Source organism: Arthrobacter sp. zg-Y750, assembly GCF_020907365.1.
Lineage (GTDB): Bacteria > Actinomycetota > Actinomycetes > Actinomycetales > Micrococcaceae > Arthrobacter_B.
In genome coordinates, this window is the sequence record NZ_JAJJOC010000007.1 from 34,208 (window position 1) to 48,863 (window position 14,656).

Annotated in this window: 14 protein-coding genes; 7 read left to right on the forward strand and 7 right to left on the reverse strand. The window is 66.5% G+C overall.

Translation table 11 applies throughout. From position 1 onward, the window contains the following. Positions 1–49: 49 nt before the first annotated feature. Positions 50–1,648 carry a malate synthase A gene (aceB, locus tag LOC57_RS04410; protein ID WP_227912110.1) on the forward strand — a complete coding sequence of 533 codons (1,599 nt, stop codon included), beginning with the start codon at positions 50–52 and terminating at the stop codon, positions 1,646–1,648. Here aceB and LOC57_RS04415 read toward each other — a convergent pair. After that, a complete protein-coding gene (locus LOC57_RS04415; protein WP_229958385.1) occupies positions 1,645–2,676 on the reverse strand; it encodes an alpha/beta hydrolase in 1,032 nt (343 codons plus the stop codon). The genes aceB and LOC57_RS04415 overlap by 4 nt on opposite strands. Then, positions 2,669–3,823, reverse strand: coding sequence for an alcohol dehydrogenase catalytic domain-containing protein (locus tag LOC57_RS04420; protein ID WP_229958387.1), 1,155 nt, complete (start codon positions 3,821–3,823; stop codon positions 2,669–2,671). Before LOC57_RS04420 ends, LOC57_RS04415 begins: the two co-directional genes overlap by 8 nt. A gap of 154 nt (positions 3,824–3,977) precedes the next feature. Here LOC57_RS04420 and LOC57_RS04425 point away from each other — a divergent pair, with 154 nt between their 5' ends. Then, positions 3,978–4,430 (forward strand): helix-turn-helix domain-containing protein, encoded by a 453-nt coding sequence (locus LOC57_RS04425; protein WP_229958389.1) that lies wholly within the window; start codon positions 3,978–3,980, stop codon positions 4,428–4,430. A 119-nt stretch (positions 4,431–4,549) separates the two neighbouring features. Continuing rightward, entirely contained in the window at positions 4,550–5,668 is a 1,119-nt protein-coding gene (gene ald / locus LOC57_RS04430; RefSeq protein ID WP_229958391.1) for an alanine dehydrogenase, read from the forward strand. Positions 5,669–5,741: 73 nt separating this feature from the next. On the opposite strand, the gene LOC57_RS04435 is transcribed toward ald, so the two are convergent. Next, on the reverse strand, positions 5,742–7,076 hold the full coding sequence (locus LOC57_RS04435; RefSeq protein ID WP_229958393.1) for an MFS transporter: 1,335 nt from the start codon (positions 7,074–7,076) through the stop codon (positions 5,742–5,744). Positions 7,077–7,286: 210 nt separating this feature from the next. Between LOC57_RS04435 and LOC57_RS04440 the strand changes: the two genes are divergently transcribed. Beyond that, complete coding sequence (locus tag LOC57_RS04440) at positions 7,287–7,838, forward strand: hypothetical protein (protein WP_229958395.1); 552 nt, start codon at positions 7,287–7,289, stop codon at positions 7,836–7,838. 18 nt (positions 7,839–7,856) lie between these two features. Here the strand turns inward: LOC57_RS04440 and LOC57_RS04445 are convergent, their stop codons facing one another. Then, entirely contained in the window at positions 7,857–8,444 is a 588-nt protein-coding gene (locus tag LOC57_RS04445; RefSeq protein ID WP_229958397.1) for a TetR/AcrR family transcriptional regulator, read from the reverse strand. Between the two features lie 114 nt (positions 8,445–8,558). Between LOC57_RS04445 and LOC57_RS04450 the strand changes: the two genes are divergently transcribed. Continuing rightward, complete coding sequence (locus LOC57_RS04450; protein WP_227912413.1) at positions 8,559–9,119, forward strand: NAD(P)H-dependent oxidoreductase; 561 nt, start codon at positions 8,559–8,561, stop codon at positions 9,117–9,119. Between the two features lie 105 nt (positions 9,120–9,224). Here LOC57_RS04450 and LOC57_RS04455 read toward each other — a convergent pair whose 3' ends face one another. Both LOC57_RS04455 and LOC57_RS04460 read right to left on the reverse strand, forming a co-directional pair. Then, positions 9,225–9,413, reverse strand: a complete 189-nt coding sequence (locus LOC57_RS04455; RefSeq protein WP_227912127.1) for a hypothetical protein — start codon at positions 9,411–9,413, stop codon at positions 9,225–9,227. Positions 9,414–9,446: 33 nt separating this feature from the next. After that, positions 9,447–10,406: a lantibiotic dehydratase C-terminal domain-containing protein gene (locus tag LOC57_RS04460; protein ID WP_227912130.1), complete on the reverse strand. Its 960-nt coding sequence runs from the start codon at positions 10,404–10,406 to the stop codon at positions 9,447–9,449. Positions 10,407–10,878: 472 nt separating this feature from the next. On the opposite strand from LOC57_RS04460, the gene LOC57_RS04465 reads away from it, so the two are divergent. Both LOC57_RS04465 and LOC57_RS04470 read left to right on the forward strand, forming a co-directional pair. After that, the gene (locus tag LOC57_RS04465; RefSeq protein WP_227912131.1) at positions 10,879–11,847 is read left to right on the forward strand and encodes a helix-turn-helix transcriptional regulator; all 969 of its coding nucleotides are present in this window, start codon (positions 10,879–10,881) and stop codon (positions 11,845–11,847) included. A gap of 80 nt (positions 11,848–11,927) precedes the next feature. Next, the gene (locus tag LOC57_RS04470) at positions 11,928–13,223 is read left to right on the forward strand and encodes an aminotransferase-like domain-containing protein (protein WP_229958398.1); all 1,296 of its coding nucleotides are present in this window, start codon (positions 11,928–11,930) and stop codon (positions 13,221–13,223) included. A gap of 19 nt (positions 13,224–13,242) precedes the next feature. Here the strand turns inward: LOC57_RS04470 and LOC57_RS04475 are convergent, their stop codons facing one another. Continuing rightward, positions 13,243–14,646 carry a dihydrolipoamide acetyltransferase family protein gene (locus LOC57_RS04475; protein WP_229958400.1) on the reverse strand — a complete coding sequence of 468 codons (1,404 nt, stop codon included), beginning with the start codon at positions 14,644–14,646 and terminating at the stop codon, positions 13,243–13,245. Positions 14,647–14,656 lie beyond the last annotated feature (10 nt).

The window sequence follows — 14,656 nt, forward strand, 5'->3', positions numbered from 1 at the left end:
GTTTCCGCCACTCCCCCTCCGCCGGGGCACCGTTCACAGGAGAACCATCATGGCCGTTGAAGTAACCGACTCCTCCCCCGCGGAGGGAGCGGAGCACATCCTGACTCCCGAAGCACTGAAATTCATTGAAGAACTCCACCGCCGCTTCCGCAGCACCCGCGACGAGCGCCTGGCCGCCCGCGCTGTCCGACGCCGGGAGGTCTCGGCCAGCGGAACGCTGGATTTCCTTTCCGAAACCGCTGATATCCGCAGCGGTGACTGGAAGGTCGCCGAGGCGCCGGCCGCGCTGCAGGACCGCCGGGTGGAAATGACGGGTCCGGCGTCCCCCGCCAAGATGGCTATCAACGCCCTGAACTCGGGGGCCAAGGTATGGCTTGCCGACCTTGAGGACGCCTGCACGCCCACGTGGCACAACCTGGTGGATTCCCAAGTGAACCTTTACCGTGCAGCCCGCGGCGACCTTTCCTACACTTCACCGGACGGCAAGGAATACTCACTGCGCACGGACGTTCCGCTCGCCGTCGTCGTGATGCGCCCGCGCGGCTGGCACCTGCCGGAAAAACACCTGCAGATCGACGGCGAACCTGCCGTGGGTGCGCTGGTGGACTTCGGCCTGCACTTCTTCGCCAACGCGAAACAGCTGCTGGAAAACGGCCAGGGACCGTACTATTACCTGCCCAAGATGGAGAGCCACCTCGAAGCCCGCCTCTGGAACGATGTCTTCGGCTTTGCCGAGGAGTACGTGGGCGCGCCGCAGGGGTCGGTCCGCGCCACCGTGCTGATCGAGACCATTCCGGCGGCCTTTGAAATGGAGGAAATCCTCTACGAACTGCGGGAGCACGCCTCGGGCCTGAACGCCGGGCGGTGGGACTACCTGTTCAGCATGATCAAGGTCTTCCGCGACGCCGGGAAGTCCTTCCTCCTGCCGGACCGCGCGGACGTGACCATGACGGCACCGTTTATGCGGGCATACACCGAGCTGCTGGTGAAGACCTGCCACCGCCGGGGTGCCTTCGCCATGGGCGGCATGGCTGCCTTCATCCCCAACCGGCGGGAACCCGAAACCACGGCAGCTGCGCTGGAAAAGGTGAAGGCGGACAAGACCCGGGAGGCCGGTGACGGTTTTGACGGTTCCTGGGTGGCCCACCCGGATCTGGTGGCCACCTGCACGGAGGTCTTCGACGGCGTGCTGGGCGACAAGCCGAACCAAGTGGACCGGCTGCGCGAAGACGTGTCCGTTACCGCCTCGGACCTGCTCGATGTCAGCACCGCCGGCGGGTCGATCACCGAGGCCGGGCTGCGCTCCAACCTGTACGTGGCCGTCAACTATGTGGCCATCTGGCTTTCTGGCAACGGCGCCGTGGCCATCCGCAATTTGATGGAGGACGCCGCCACCGCCGAGATTTCCCGTTCCCAGGTCTGGCAGCAGGTCCGGAACCACGTAGTCCTGGAGGACACCGGAGAGACCGTGACCGAGGACCTGGTCAGCCGGCTCTTGGCGGAGGAGACCGAGCGGCTCCGCGGCGAGGTGTCAGAGGAGATGTACACCGGGTATTTCGAGCCGGCCAGCAAACTGATCGGCTCGATCAGCCTGTCAGCGGATTACCCCGATTTCCTTACCCTTCCCGCCTACGAGTTGATTGACTAGGCGCGGGCCCGCAGGTACCCGCCGGACCACCGAGTGATGGCATTGTAGGCCTGCGCCCGGACCACCGGGGCAGAGAGGAACACGTCATGCATGGCGTTGGCTATCCGCACCACGCTGACCGAGGGGCCCAGCGATAGCGCCCGGTGGGCCACCACATTCACATCCAGGGCAACGTCGGATCGTTCGGCATCTTCAGACCAGCGCGGGTGCAGGTAGCTCTTGTCCGAGAGGAGCACCAGCACGGGCACGTTCAGCCGCAGCCCGGTGGCTACGGTGGCCTGAGCGGAAAACACCGCATTGAGGAACGCCACGGTCACCGGAAAGCCCCGGACCGGCCGCCATTGTGTGTTGTAGTTCCATTCGCCGCTAAAAGCCGCGGACACCGTCCGGCTGTAGATGCCCGGATCCACCGGAGGCAGCGGCATCCGCGGCCGGCGCTGTGCCTGCATGCTGACCAGCGGGGAGATCATGCGGCGGGCCAGTTCCGTTGCCTGGAACTCCAGCCAGGGACTGTTCAGGATCAGTGCCGCGGTCCGTCCCGGGTGACGGTAGGCCCACGTGGACAAGGTGAGGCCACCGGTGGAATGGCCCAGCAGGAGCAGGGGCCGGGCGTCCGCTGCACCCTGGCCCATGGCGTCCAGCGCCGCTTCCAGGTCCGCGTCGTAGTCGCTGAGGCTTTGCACATACCCCGGTTCCTGCCCGGGGCGCAGGCTGCGGCCGTAGTTGTGCAGGTCCAGGGCGAAGAACCGGGCCCCCTGCGCAGCCCAATAGCGCGCGAGCTCGGTCTGGAAAAAGTAATCGGACCAGCCGTGCACGTACAGGACATCCAAGCCTTCGCTGCCGGCATCCACGCCGGAAAGCATCAGTTCCGGAACCTGCCGGACACCGGCGGGGAGTACCTCATTTCCCGGGGCCGGCGTGTAGCGGACCAGGGTCGCAACGTTGCCGCCGGGAAGGTCCAGGGTGAGCTGCTCGAAGCCCTCTCCGAGGATGTCCGGCTCCCAGCCGCGCAGCGGCGGCCTAGCCACGGGATACCGGGGCTGCCGGGTCCTCGAACAGGATCACCTGGCGGATGGCTTTTCCGTCCGCCAGGGTGTCCATGGCGGCATTGATGTCATCCAGGGCGATGGTCGAGGAAACCAGTTCCTCCACCGGCAGCTTCCCCTCCCGCCACAGCTGGGCGTAAACGGGGATGTCCCGGGCCGGAACCGCGGAGCCAAGGTAGCTGCCGATGATGGTGCGGGCCTCCGCAGTGAGGGTCAGCGGCAGAATTTCGGCAGTTTGATCAGGAGCAGGCAGCCCCACCGTCACGGTGGTCCCGCCGGCAGCGGTGATCCGAACGGCAGTTTCAAACGCACGGGGGTGCCCGGCGGCCTCGATGACCAGGGCTGGGCGGATCCCGGCCTCGAGCGCTTCCTGCGGAGTGTAGACGGCGTCCGCCCCCAGTTCCCTTGCCCGGGCCAGTTTCTCCGGCAGGGAGTCGATGCCGATCACACTGCGGACCTCCAGGGAAAGTGCGGTCAGCAGGGCTGCCATGCCGACGCCGCCAAGTCCCACCACGGCGACGTCGTCGTCCTTGCCCGGGCGGGCAGGGTTCAGCACCGCGCCGCCGCCGGTAAGCACGGCGCAGCCCAGCAGGGCCGCCACCTGCGGGGGGATGTCATCCTCCACCGGAACCACGGATTTACGGTTGACCACCGCGTGGCTGGCGAAGCCGGAGACCCCCAAGTGGTGGCGCACCTCCTCCCCGTCTTCGCCGTGCAGGCGCATGCCGCCGTCGAGCAAGGTGCCGGCGTTGTTGGCCGCCGAACCCGTAAGGCACGGCATTTTGCCGTCCGTGCGGCAACCGGCACATTCGCCGCAGCGCGGCAGGAAGGCCATCACCACGCGTTGGCCCACGGCCAGGTCTTCCACCCCCTCCCCCAGCTCCTCCACCCTGCCGGCGGCCTCATGGCCCAACAGCATGGGCAGCGGCCGGACCCGGCTGCCGTTCACCACGGACAGGTCCGAGTGGCACAGGCTGGCAGCTTCAATGCGCACGAGGATCTCTCCCGGGCCAGGGGCGTCGAGCATCAGGTCACGGACGGCCACGGGCCGGGACCGGGCGTAGGGGCGCGGGGCGCCAATGGTTTCCAGGACTGCGCCGCGGATGGACCTGCTGCCGTTGATAGCCATGAACTCTCCCTTGAAATCCCTGCCCTGCAGCCGCTGTGTTCCCGCCCGGCCGGTGCTGCGGCGCCCGCTCCTCCCGCCATTTGATCATGTCCAGGCCGATCCCACACGGCTTGGGTGGCTGCCGGGGGCAGATTCGTTTGGCAAGATTAGGGCCATGAGCCAGAGTTCCCGAACCGTACCGGCGCTGCCGGACAAAGACATCCGTGCCCTGAAGCGGGCCCTCGCCGCCGGCGACGTAACGGTCTTCGTGGACGGCACGGCACTGCGCCTGCCGGACACCGCCCGCGACGCCGTACTGGACCTGCTCTCGCGCCTTGCGGAAGGGTCCCCCGTAACCCTGTCCACCGCGGCACCCGCTCCCGCGGAAGCCGGTCAGGACGCACCCCTGCCGGCCGGACCCATGCCTCTGCTGACTACCTCGCAGGCCGCTGCTGCTGCCGGAATATCGCACACCTACTTGCGGAACCTGACCGACGCCGGCATCATCCCGGTGGAGTACCGCGGTTCGCACCGCCGGATCCGGATGGAGGACGTGCAGTCCTGGCTGGAGTCCCAGCAGGCCGCGAAGGCCGCTAAGGAAGCCCGCCCGCAGGGCAACGCCGGCTGACCCGGACAAGCGCCGGGAAACCGGTCCTGCAGCGGTCTGCCGGCACGCCGGATGGGCATCTATGCTGGGGCTGTGTCGGCGGACACCTCGCCGGCTGACCCTACTGACGGAGCAATACTGTGATCATCGGTATCCCCAAGGAAATCAAGAACAATGAATTCCGCGTAGCAATTACTGCCTCCGGCGTGCATGAACTGCGCACCCACGGCCATGAGGTGCTGGTACAGAGCGGTGCCGGCACCGGTTCCAATATCACTGATGCGGAATACACCGCGGCCGGGGCGCAGATCCTGGACTCAGCCGACGACGTCTGGTCCCAGTCCGCCATGGTCCTGAAGGTCAAGGAACCCATCGCCTCCGAGTACCGGCATTTCCGGCCGGGCCTGATCCTCTTCACCTACCTCCACCTGGCCGCCGAGCCAAAGCTGACCGCGGCACTCTTGGAAAGCGGTGTAACCGCCATTGCCTATGAAACCGTGCAGCGCGGACGCACCCTGCCCTTGCTTGCCCCCATGTCCGAAGTTGCCGGCCGGCTTTCGGTACAGGTGGGCGCCCAGTCCATGATGGCTCCGGCCGGCGGTCCGGGCCTGTTGCTCGGCGGGGTGCCGGGCGTGCGGCCCGCCCAAGTGGTGGTGCTCGGTGCCGGCGTGGCCGGCACCAACGCCGCTGCAGCCGCCGTCGGAGGCCATGCCGATGTCACGGTGCTGGACATCAACATTGACCGGCTCCGGGAGCTGGATGCGCTGTACGCCGGCCGGATCAAGACCGTAGCCTCCAACGCATTCGAGATTGAACGCGCGGTGGTGGACGCGGATCTGGTGATCGGCTCGGTCCTGGTTCCCGGGGCCAAGGCGCCCAAGCTCGTCACCAACGCCATGGTGGCGCGGATGAAACCGGGCAGCGTCCTGGTGGACATTGCCGTGGACCAGGGCGGCTGCTTCGAAGACAGCCACCCCACCACCCATGAGGATCCCACGTTCCGGGTGCACGGCTCGCTGTTCTACTGCGTTGCCAACATGCCGGGCGCAGTGCCCAACACCTCCACCTACGCGCTGACCAATGTGACCCTGCCGTACGCGGTGGCGCTGGCCAACCTCGGTGTTGCCGCTGCCTTCCAGAAATATCCGGACCTCGCGCACGGCCTGAACATCGCCGGCGGCAAGGTGACACATTCCTCCGTCTCGGCAGCGCACGGACTGGAACTTGCCGCCGACTGGCCGGAACTGGTCGCGTCCTAATCCGGTACGGTACCCGGGTCCGCAGCCGTTCGCGCGGACCCGGGTGCCGGCCATTTTGGCGGGCCGTTCCCCGCTAGTGGACGGGGGCCGGGTCCTTCTCGACCGGACCGTGCAGCGCCGGCTTGCCCAGCATGGAAATAACGACGGCGCCCAGGGCCATGGGGAGCACAAACAGGAAGTAGAGGTCCCCGGCGCTCCAGCCGCCGTCGATCAGGGCGCCGGCAAGAATGGGCGAAATGATGGCCCCAAGCCGGCCCATGCCGATCACCAGGCCCAGCGCCGTGCCCCGGACCTCGCCGGTGTAGTAGGTGGGACTAATGGCAAGCATCCCGGCAATCGGCGCGTTGGAACCGAAGCCCACCAGCGCGGCTGCGAAGAGAGCCCAGCCCACTGATCCGGTGGTTGAATTCGCGAAGACCACAAAGGTTGCCGCTCCGGCCACAAAGAACACCGACAGGACCTTGCGCATCGGGAAACGCGCACCGAACAGCCCCAACGTTATGCCGCCGGCAATGGCGCCGACGCTGAAGAGGACACCGGCGTTGATCCCGTCCCGGGCAGTGAACCCGCTGTCCGTGATCAGCTTGGGTGTCCAGGAATTCGCGAAGTAGAAACTGGCCATCAGGATGAAATAGGCCAGGGACAGCAGGATGGTGCGCCGGGTGTTGTAACCGGTGAGGACATCGGCAAACCGAGAAGTCTTCCGCTGCACCGGTACGGCGTCCGGAAGGGCATCCACTGGCGGCTGCCCTATTGAGCGCAGGCTGCGGTTGAGCTGCGCCAGTGCGTCCGCCGGGCGCCTGGCCAGCAGGAAATCCACCGATTCCGGGAACACCTTCATCACCAGGGGAATCATCAGGAAGGTTGCCACCGCTCCGAGCAGGAACGCGGACCGCCAACCATACTGGCTGATCAGCACGCCGCTGGCCAGCCCGCCCAGCACCCCGCCAATGGGCTGGCCGATGGTGACAATGGACAGGGCGGTGGAACGCCGCTTTGCGCTGGAGAACTCCGAGGCAAAAACGCCGATGGTCGCCTGCAGTGTGCCAATGGCTAAGCCGGTGAGCAGGCGAAGAACCAGCAGCACCGCATAGTTCGGGGCAAAGAAGGACGCCAACATCCCCAGTCCGACAATGCACACACCGACCAGCATGGTGCGCTGCCGGCCGAAGATGTCGGCAACCGTGGAGACGAAGATGGAGCCCACCGCCATCCCCACCAGTGCTGCGCTGAGCAGGTAGCCCAGCTGCGCGCCGTTCAGCCCCCATTCTTCTTCCACATGGCTTGCACTGAAGGCCATCACCAGGACGTCGAAACCGTCGATCATGTACAAGGCTGTACAGATGGCAATGATGGCCACCTGCCGTCGACTCATCGGGGCTTCTTCGATCCGGTCCTTGATGTGCATCGTACAAAGCTATCTGAGGTGCTCATCACACCGGTATTCGGGTCCCCGGGTGACTGTACGGTGACGGGCGGTTCCGGCTCCGCCAAGCCGTCCGCCGCCATAATCCCGCTTGTCAGCGCCGGATAGTCCACCGTAAGCTGTCCTCTGGTCAAGACGTGGCCGAGGCCTGTTTCTGCACAGCCGCACCCTCTTTTAGACCCCAAGGAACAAGTGCCGTTTCGACACGTCAACCCCGACCAGTCCGGGAACTCCGAGCAGCCCGATTCCAGTCCCGGCCCTGATTCCGTTTCCGCATCCCACACCGCTCCGGCCACCCCGGGCTATTTCCCCCGGCTTCTGTCCGCTGCTGCCCATGTCACCCATGTGGCGTCCGACGGCGCCTTGGAACGCTTTGGCCTGAACCGGAACTCTTTCGCCCTGCTCACCCTCCTGGCCGCAGCTGCAACGGGTGACGCCGTAAAGGACACCGCGCTGGCTGCAGGTACCAGGCAGCCGCTGCCGGCCGTCCGGCGGGAGTTGTCTTCCCTTGTTTCGTCCGGATATGCGGAACAGCGGGGCTGTGTGCCGGAGGACCCGGAGACGGCTGGCGGGACCGACCCGGATGTTTTGTCCTGGGCCGTCACCGAAGCCGGCCGCGAGGCCATCAAGTGCGCACAGCTGGCCGAGGCGGAGGTAACCCTGGACGCAGAGGACAGCCAGGAACTGCGCCGGGCGCTGCGGTCCCTGATCGCCTCCCTCGGTTTGGAGCATCCGGACAACTAGTCCCCGGCCAGTCCCGGGCTAGGCCCGGACAAGGGCAGCCACCAGATCCGTCCAGCCCTGCTCAAGCCGCGTCTGGTCCATTCCCGCCTCCCCGCGCAGATGAAGCAGCAGCCCGGCGTCCAGGAACGCCGCCAGCTGGTAGGCGGCAAGTTCGGGGTCCCGCACCGGACCCGCTTCCCGCAGCAACCCGGCCAGATGCGCCACGGCGAGGGCACGGGACGGGTTCCGGTAGCGGGTGCGGGGGTCGACGTCGGCTGCCCGGGCCAATTCGCTGTTCACCATGAGGAGCGACAGGCGTGCCGAGCCGAAGGCCTGTAACCGGGCGAGTGCCGGCGCGCCGGGCCCCAGCGGCGGCGGACCGGACATCCAGTCTGCGCGGAAACCGGCCTCCACGTGCTCCAGGAGCGCCTGCATCAGTCCTGACCGGCTGCCGAACCGGCGGAAGACCGTCCCTTTGCCCAATCCGGCCCGCCGGGCCAGGGCTTCCATGGTCAGCGCATCGGCGCCGCCTGCCGCCACGAGTTCCCGGGCCTCCTCCAGCAGGCGGAGCCGGTTGCGCTCCGCGTCCCCGCGGATGCCGGACGGTACGGGCTGGCTTGCCTCCATCGCGCAAGTGTAACCCGGAGGGAATATATCCGGACCGCGGTCCGTTTAAGCGATCGAAGACAGAACCGCGTCCGTGCCCGGGGGAAATCGGCACGGCCTAGACAGGAGTTCCCTATTTTGAGCACCACCATCCTGACCCTCGTCGGAAGCCTCCGCGCCGGATCCATCAACCGCCAGCTCGCCGAAGTGGCCGCAAGCGGTGCCCCTGAGGGCGTTGACGTGAAGGTATTTGACCGGCTGGGCGAGATCCCCTTCTACAACGAAGACATCGACGCCGAGGGCCTGGTCCCCGAACCCGCGCTGGCCCTGCGTGAAGCGGCTGCTGCCTCCGACGGCCTGTTGCTGATCAGCCCGGAATACAACGGCACCATGCCCGCAGTACTGAAAAACGCCATCGACTGGCTGTCCCGCCCCTTCGGCGCCAGCGCCGTGTCCGGAATGCCGACCGCCGTCATCGGTGCGGCCTTCGGCCAGTACGGCGGCGTATGGGCCCAGGATGATGCCCGGAAGTCCGTGGGCATTGCCGGCGCACGCGTCGTGGAGGAAGTGCGCCTGGCGATTGGCGGCTCGGTCACCCGCTATGCGGAAATCCACCCCAAGGACGACCCCGAGACGGTGGCCCAGCTCAATGAAGCCGTCCGCGTCCTCGCCGAGGCTTCCATTTCCGTAGCCTAGGCGTCAAAACCGGCACCATTTCGCAGGACAAACACAAAAGGGACGGACCCACATGGTCCGTCCCTTTTGTGTTTCTGCCGCACAGGTCCAGCGGACCCCGGCGCCTCAATACCAGGCCTGATCCGCCCACGCAGCATCCCGCAGATATTCGCGGGCCGGCCCAACATTCCACGCTTCACCGAAGGGTTCCAGCAGTCCGCTGTCCTTCATATCGGCCAGCAGATCTTCCGAGCAGCCCAGGACCAGACCCAGGTCTTGGGCGTCTGCCACCACTACCTCTTCTTGTTCGGCCACAGGCTGGGCCCCCTTCCCAATTGTGCGCACGTTTCAGCGCTTATCCAGCAGTACTGATTCCCGTTCCGGGCTCCAGGTGCGTGCGTACAGCCCCATGGCGGCTTCTTCCCGCAGGCTGAGACCAAGGCGGTTGAGGAGCATATGGGCTTGATATACCGTCAAGTGCTGGGCGCTACGGCTCAGCCGGGCCTTGTCCGCCCGGTAGAGGTAAGTGTCGATGCCGCGGAACCACCGGCGGCGCCAGTTTTCAACCGCCGATTCTGCTGCAGTGGCTGCCATTAGCCGGTGCGTCGGCATTACCTTGGCGCCTACCTGAACCGTCATTGCCTGCCGCACGCCTGCCGCCCGGGGGCCAAACCCGGCGGTGCAGCTGCGTAGGTGGCTGTCCCAGTAGTAGTCCCAGGACAAACGGCGCCGGTCCGGCCAGGCCGAGGCGCGCGGTCCCTTCATCATGCTCCGGGCCGCGTCGAAGAGCAGCAGCGACCCGAGCGCCCACCGGTTTTGGACCTTGGGGAAACGCGCGGTTGCCCAGCTGGCCAGATCCGAGGAAAGTTCAAATACTTCTTCGGCGAGGGACAGCCCCTCCACCCCGCCGTACTTTGCGAGGTCCGCTTCGATCCGCGGGTCCTGAGGCTCTCCGCCGCCCGGGCTCAGCCGGTCGGTGGCGGGTTCAGTGAGCTGCTGGCTGGTCTCCAGATGGCCGATCACTCCGCTGGATTGTTCCTGCAGGGCCGGCAAAAGCGACTGCAGCCGGTCCAAGGTCTCGGTGGTTGCCAGCACCCGCATCTTTACGTGCGCAAAGGCCGGATCCGAGCACCGGGTGAAATACCAGCGCTGGGCTCCCAGGACCTGCGCCTGCGCCGCCAGCGGGGTAACCAATTCTCCAATGATGCCGTCCGCTACATCGAAGCCCCCGGTATGGATGGAAAGTGACCACCAATGAGTGCCGGTTTGCGTCCGTGAGGCTGGTCGAACTGCAGCTAGCTGGCTCATGTGGATCTTTCCCCTCGGGGTTGGTTACCGCCGCTGGGGCGGGCCTGCATTGTTGTTATTTCCTGTGTTCGGCCCCTCGGGGGCCGATGGTTAGAACCAATCCCAGCTCTTCATGATTGCTGTCCCCCTTGAATCTCTTGGCTGTTGCTCAGCCGGCACCTTGATTTGACTCCGAAAGCTTCCCCCGCCGTTGACGCGTCTGTAAATAGGCTCCGCTGCCCTGTTCCGGACATGGCCGCTTCCGGCACCGGAACCCGGCATACCCGTGCCAAAATCGGACGCCTGAACGGGTATGCCCCACCTCTGCTTCCTGTACCGGCAGCGCCGCCGTCGTTGGCATTAACCGGACATGTCCGACTTTCCACAGTGTGTTGGCGACATAAAGCACTTTCGTAACGAGCGGACCGGAAACATGCTGTGCTGGGTAGGGTAGCCGTGGGGGCTTCAGCTTGCTGCTTTGAAAGGATTCGCCGTGCTGTCTCAGGTTTCGCTGGACGTCTACCGATTTGCCGTCAGCCGTCCCGGGTGGACGGCTGAAGATGCATCGGAGGCACTGGGATACACCAGCCGCTCCATTGACGCGGCCATTGCCGAGCTGACCTCCCGGTGCCTGCTGCTGGCGCAGGCTGCGGACTGCCCCAGCTACACCGCCGTCTCCCCTGACGTGGCACTGGCCGAACTGGTGGATCCGGACGAGCGGGCACTGCTGGAGCTGCGCGGCCGGATCAATTCCCGGCGCCGGGAAATGGCCGCCCTGACCCCCGCCTATGTGGAGGCACGCAAGCGGCTCGCGGCGGATTCCTCGGTGGAGGTGGTGGAGGACCAGGACAAGGTCCAGCGCGTCCTGATCGAATACGGGCGCAGCGCCACGGACCGCGTCCTGATTGCCCGTCCGGGCCAGGGGGCAAATGCAGACATCCACGAAGAGAGTGTGCAGAAGGACCTGGACCTGCTGCGCAGCGGCGTCCAGCGGCAGACGCTCTACCACTCCAGCACCCGGGACCACGTTCCCACCCGCAAGGCGGTGGAAACCATCACCGCGGCCGGCGGCCAGTTCCGCACACTTCCCTACATGCCGCTGCGGACACTGATTTTTGATGAAAAGGTCGCGGTGGTTGCCCGCCAGCTGCACCCCGGAGACGTTGCCGGCCTGGTCATCCGCGATCCCAACCTCATCCGCATCTTTGGCCTGCTGTTCGAGTTCGCCTGGGGCCTTGCCGAGCCGTTTCTCACGGAGAATCCGGCCCGGGACGAGCTGACCAGCACCCAGCGCTCGGTCCTGACCGCCCTGGCCGCCGGATATTCCGATGAAGCCATCGCCCGCCGGGTGGGTATCAGCGTCCGGACGTGCCGCCGGCACATTGCCTGGATGCTGGAGGAACTCGGTGCCGAGAGCCGGTTCCAGGCCGGAATCAAGGCCCACAAGGCCGGATGGATCTAGGGACGGGAACCTAGATTCAGCCAACGGTGTGCGAAACAGCCGTTGCATAGAGGTCAACACCCGGGGTTAGCATGGTTGCCATGACCCGCGAGGAATTCTCCGATGCCGTAGAACTGCCCGTAGACACCATGGCCGCCCTGGAGCGGGCCGCCGGTGCGCACCGCCATGAGATGCTCTTCTCCAACCGCGCCTTCCACATCAAGCAGTCGGCGGTGCGGGACGTTTTCGACATTTCCATCCGGCCCGGGCTGATTTCCCTCGCCGGCGGCAGCCCTTACCTGCGCTCCCTGCCCCTGGAAGACCTGGGCGAGACCGCCCGGAACATCATTGCCCGGCACGGACTGGAGGCACTGCAGTACGGCGGCGGGCAGGGCATGGAGGACCTGCGGATGCAGGCCTGCAGGGTGATGGCAGCCGAGGGCATCCTCGACGCCGACCCAGCGGACATTGTGATTACCACAGGCTCCCAATCCGCCCAGGATGTCGCCGCGAAGGTGTTCTGCGATCCCGGCGACGTCATCCTCTGCGAGGACCCCACCTACGTCGGCGCCCTGAACGCGTTCGAGGCCTACGAGGTGGACGTCCAAACGGTCCCGATGGACGACGACGGCCTGCTCCCCGAGGCGCTGGAGCAGCGGATTGGCCAGCTGCGCGCCGAGGGCAAAACCATCAAGCTGCTCTACACGATCCCCAGTTTCAACAATCCCAGCGGAGTCACGCTCAGCGCCGAACGGCGGCAGCTGGTGGTGGACATCTGCCGGCGGAACAACATCCTTGTTTTGGAGGACAACCCGTACGGCCTGCTGCGGTTCGACGGCGAACCCCTGGCACCCATGCGGGCCGGGAACCCCCAGGACGTGCTGTACCTGGGCTCGTTCTCGAAGATTTTCGCCCCCGGGGTCCGGCTTGGCTGGGCCCTGGTTCCCCGCCACCTCTACCGGCGGTTCTACCTTGCCTGCGAAGCCGTGGTGCTCTGCCCCTCACCGCTGACCCAGATGCTGGTCTCGGCCTACCTGCGCGACTACGACTGGATGGGCCATGTGAAGGATTCGCGGGCCCTTTACGCCGACCGCTGCGCCTCCATGCTCGCCGCCCTGGACGAGCACATGCCCGAGGGGGTTACCTGGACGCGGCCGGACGGCGGCTTCTTCATCTGGGTGACGCTGCCGGAGGGCGTGGACACCTATCCCCTGCTCTATGAAGCGATCGATGCCGGCACGGTCTTTATCCCCGGAGCTGCATTCACGCCCGGCGAGGGTCCGTCCAACAAGCTGCGGCTGGCCTTCAGCGCGGTGTCGTCGGAAGACATCGGCGAAGGGATCCGCCGGCTGGCACCCATCCTCGGCGCCGCCGTCGGGCCTGCCACGGTCCGCTAGCGGCGGGCGCGGTTCAGCCTCAGTCCAGCAGCAGTGCCGGTTCCTCGAGGATCGAGGCGACGTCGGCGATAAAGCGGGCCGAAAGGTCGCCGTCGACCACCCGATGGTCAAAGGAACCGCCCAGCGTGGTGACCCAGCGCGGGACCACCGCTCCGTCCACCACCCACGGCTTCTGCTTAATGGTCCCGAAGGCGACAATCGCCACCTCGCCCGGGTTAATGATGGGCGTGCCGGTGTCCAGGCCCAGCGAACCGAGGTTGGTGACGGTCATGGTGCCGCCCTGCATGTCCGCCGGGGGCGTCCGTCCTTCCCGCGCCGTGGCCGTCAGGTTGTTAAGCGCGACGGCGAGCTCCTTCAGCGAAAGGTCCTGGGCGTCCTTGATGTTCGGCACCATCAGTCCGCGCGGGGTGGCAGCGGCAATACCGAGGTTCATGTAGTGCTTCACGAGGATCTCGTCCCCGGCCCATGCGGCGTTGACCAACGGGTTGCGGGCGGCGGCCCAGATGACGGCCTTGGCCAGGACCAGCAGCGGTGAAACCCGGATCCCCTCAAAGTCCCGGGAGGCCTTCAGCCGCTTCACGAACTCCATGGTCCGGGAGGCGTCCACGTCCACGAAGATGCTCGCGTGCGGTGCGCTGAAGGCACTTTCCACCATGGCTCGCGCGGTGGCACGGCGCACGCCCTTGACCGGGATGCGTTCGATCCGCGCATCGGCTTCTCCGGTGCCGGTTGTGCCGAACGTCCCGGCGGATTCCGGCGCCTGGCCACGCCGGGCTTGGAAGCCCATCAGGTCCTGCTTGGTAACTTCACCGCTTGCTCCGGTGGCGGGCACCTCGGCAAGGTCGATGCCCAGGTCCTTTGCCGCCTTGCGCACCGGCGGCTTGGCGAGGACCCGCTGGACCAGCCGGTTGACCCGGTCCTGGACGGCGGCAGCCGTCTGGACTGCGGCCTCAACGGGGGCCTTGGCCACCGTTTCTGCAGCAGCAGCCGGGGCCGCGGGCGGGGCCGGACGGCGGCGCTCCCGGCGGCGGACGGCGTCGGGCTTGGGGCCGGTGCCGGTGAGCGAGGCGGCGGGCGCCTCCCCCGTTTCAGCTGCCGGGGCAGACGCTGCCGGGCCGGCAGCCGGTTCCGGGGCAGACGCTGCCGGGGCGGCCGGCGCCGGTGCAGATGCTGCACCGGGGGCGCCCACGGTGACGCTGATGATGGGCGTCCCCACGTCAACCGTTTCGCCTTCGGCCACCATCAGGGCGGAGACCGTTCCGGCGTACGGTGAGGGAAGCTCAACCAGCGACTTGGCGGTTTCGATTTCCACGATGACGTCGTTGACGGCAACCGTGTCGCCCGGCTGCACCTTCCACTGCACAATGTCGGCCTCGGTCAGGCCTTCGCCAACGTCCGGCAGGTTGAATGTCTTTTCAGTCATGGTTTCTCGA

Coding starts and splice junctions, on each gene's coding strand:
- aceB (WP_227912110.1), top strand. CDS start 50: ATGGCCGTTGAAGTAACCGACTCCTCCCCCGCGGAGGGAGCGGAGCAC.
- LOC57_RS04435 (WP_229958393.1), bottom strand. CDS start 7,076: ATGCACATCAAGGACCGGATCGAAGAAGCCCCGATGAGTCGACGGCAG.
- LOC57_RS04460 (WP_227912130.1), bottom strand. CDS start 10,406: ATGAGCCAGCTAGCTGCAGTTCGACCAGCCTCACGGACGCAAACCGGC.
- LOC57_RS04445 (WP_229958397.1), bottom strand. CDS start 8,444: ATGGAGGCAAGCCAGCCCGTACCGTCCGGCATCCGCGGGGACGCGGAG.
- LOC57_RS04425 (WP_229958389.1), top strand. CDS start 3,978: ATGAGCCAGAGTTCCCGAACCGTACCGGCGCTGCCGGACAAAGACATC.
- LOC57_RS04475 (WP_229958400.1), bottom strand. CDS start 14,646: ATGACTGAAAAGACATTCAACCTGCCGGACGTTGGCGAAGGCCTGACC.
- LOC57_RS04470 (WP_229958398.1), top strand. CDS start 11,928: ATGACCCGCGAGGAATTCTCCGATGCCGTAGAACTGCCCGTAGACACC.
- LOC57_RS04420 (WP_229958387.1), bottom strand. CDS start 3,823: ATGGCTATCAACGGCAGCAGGTCCATCCGCGGCGCAGTCCTGGAAACC.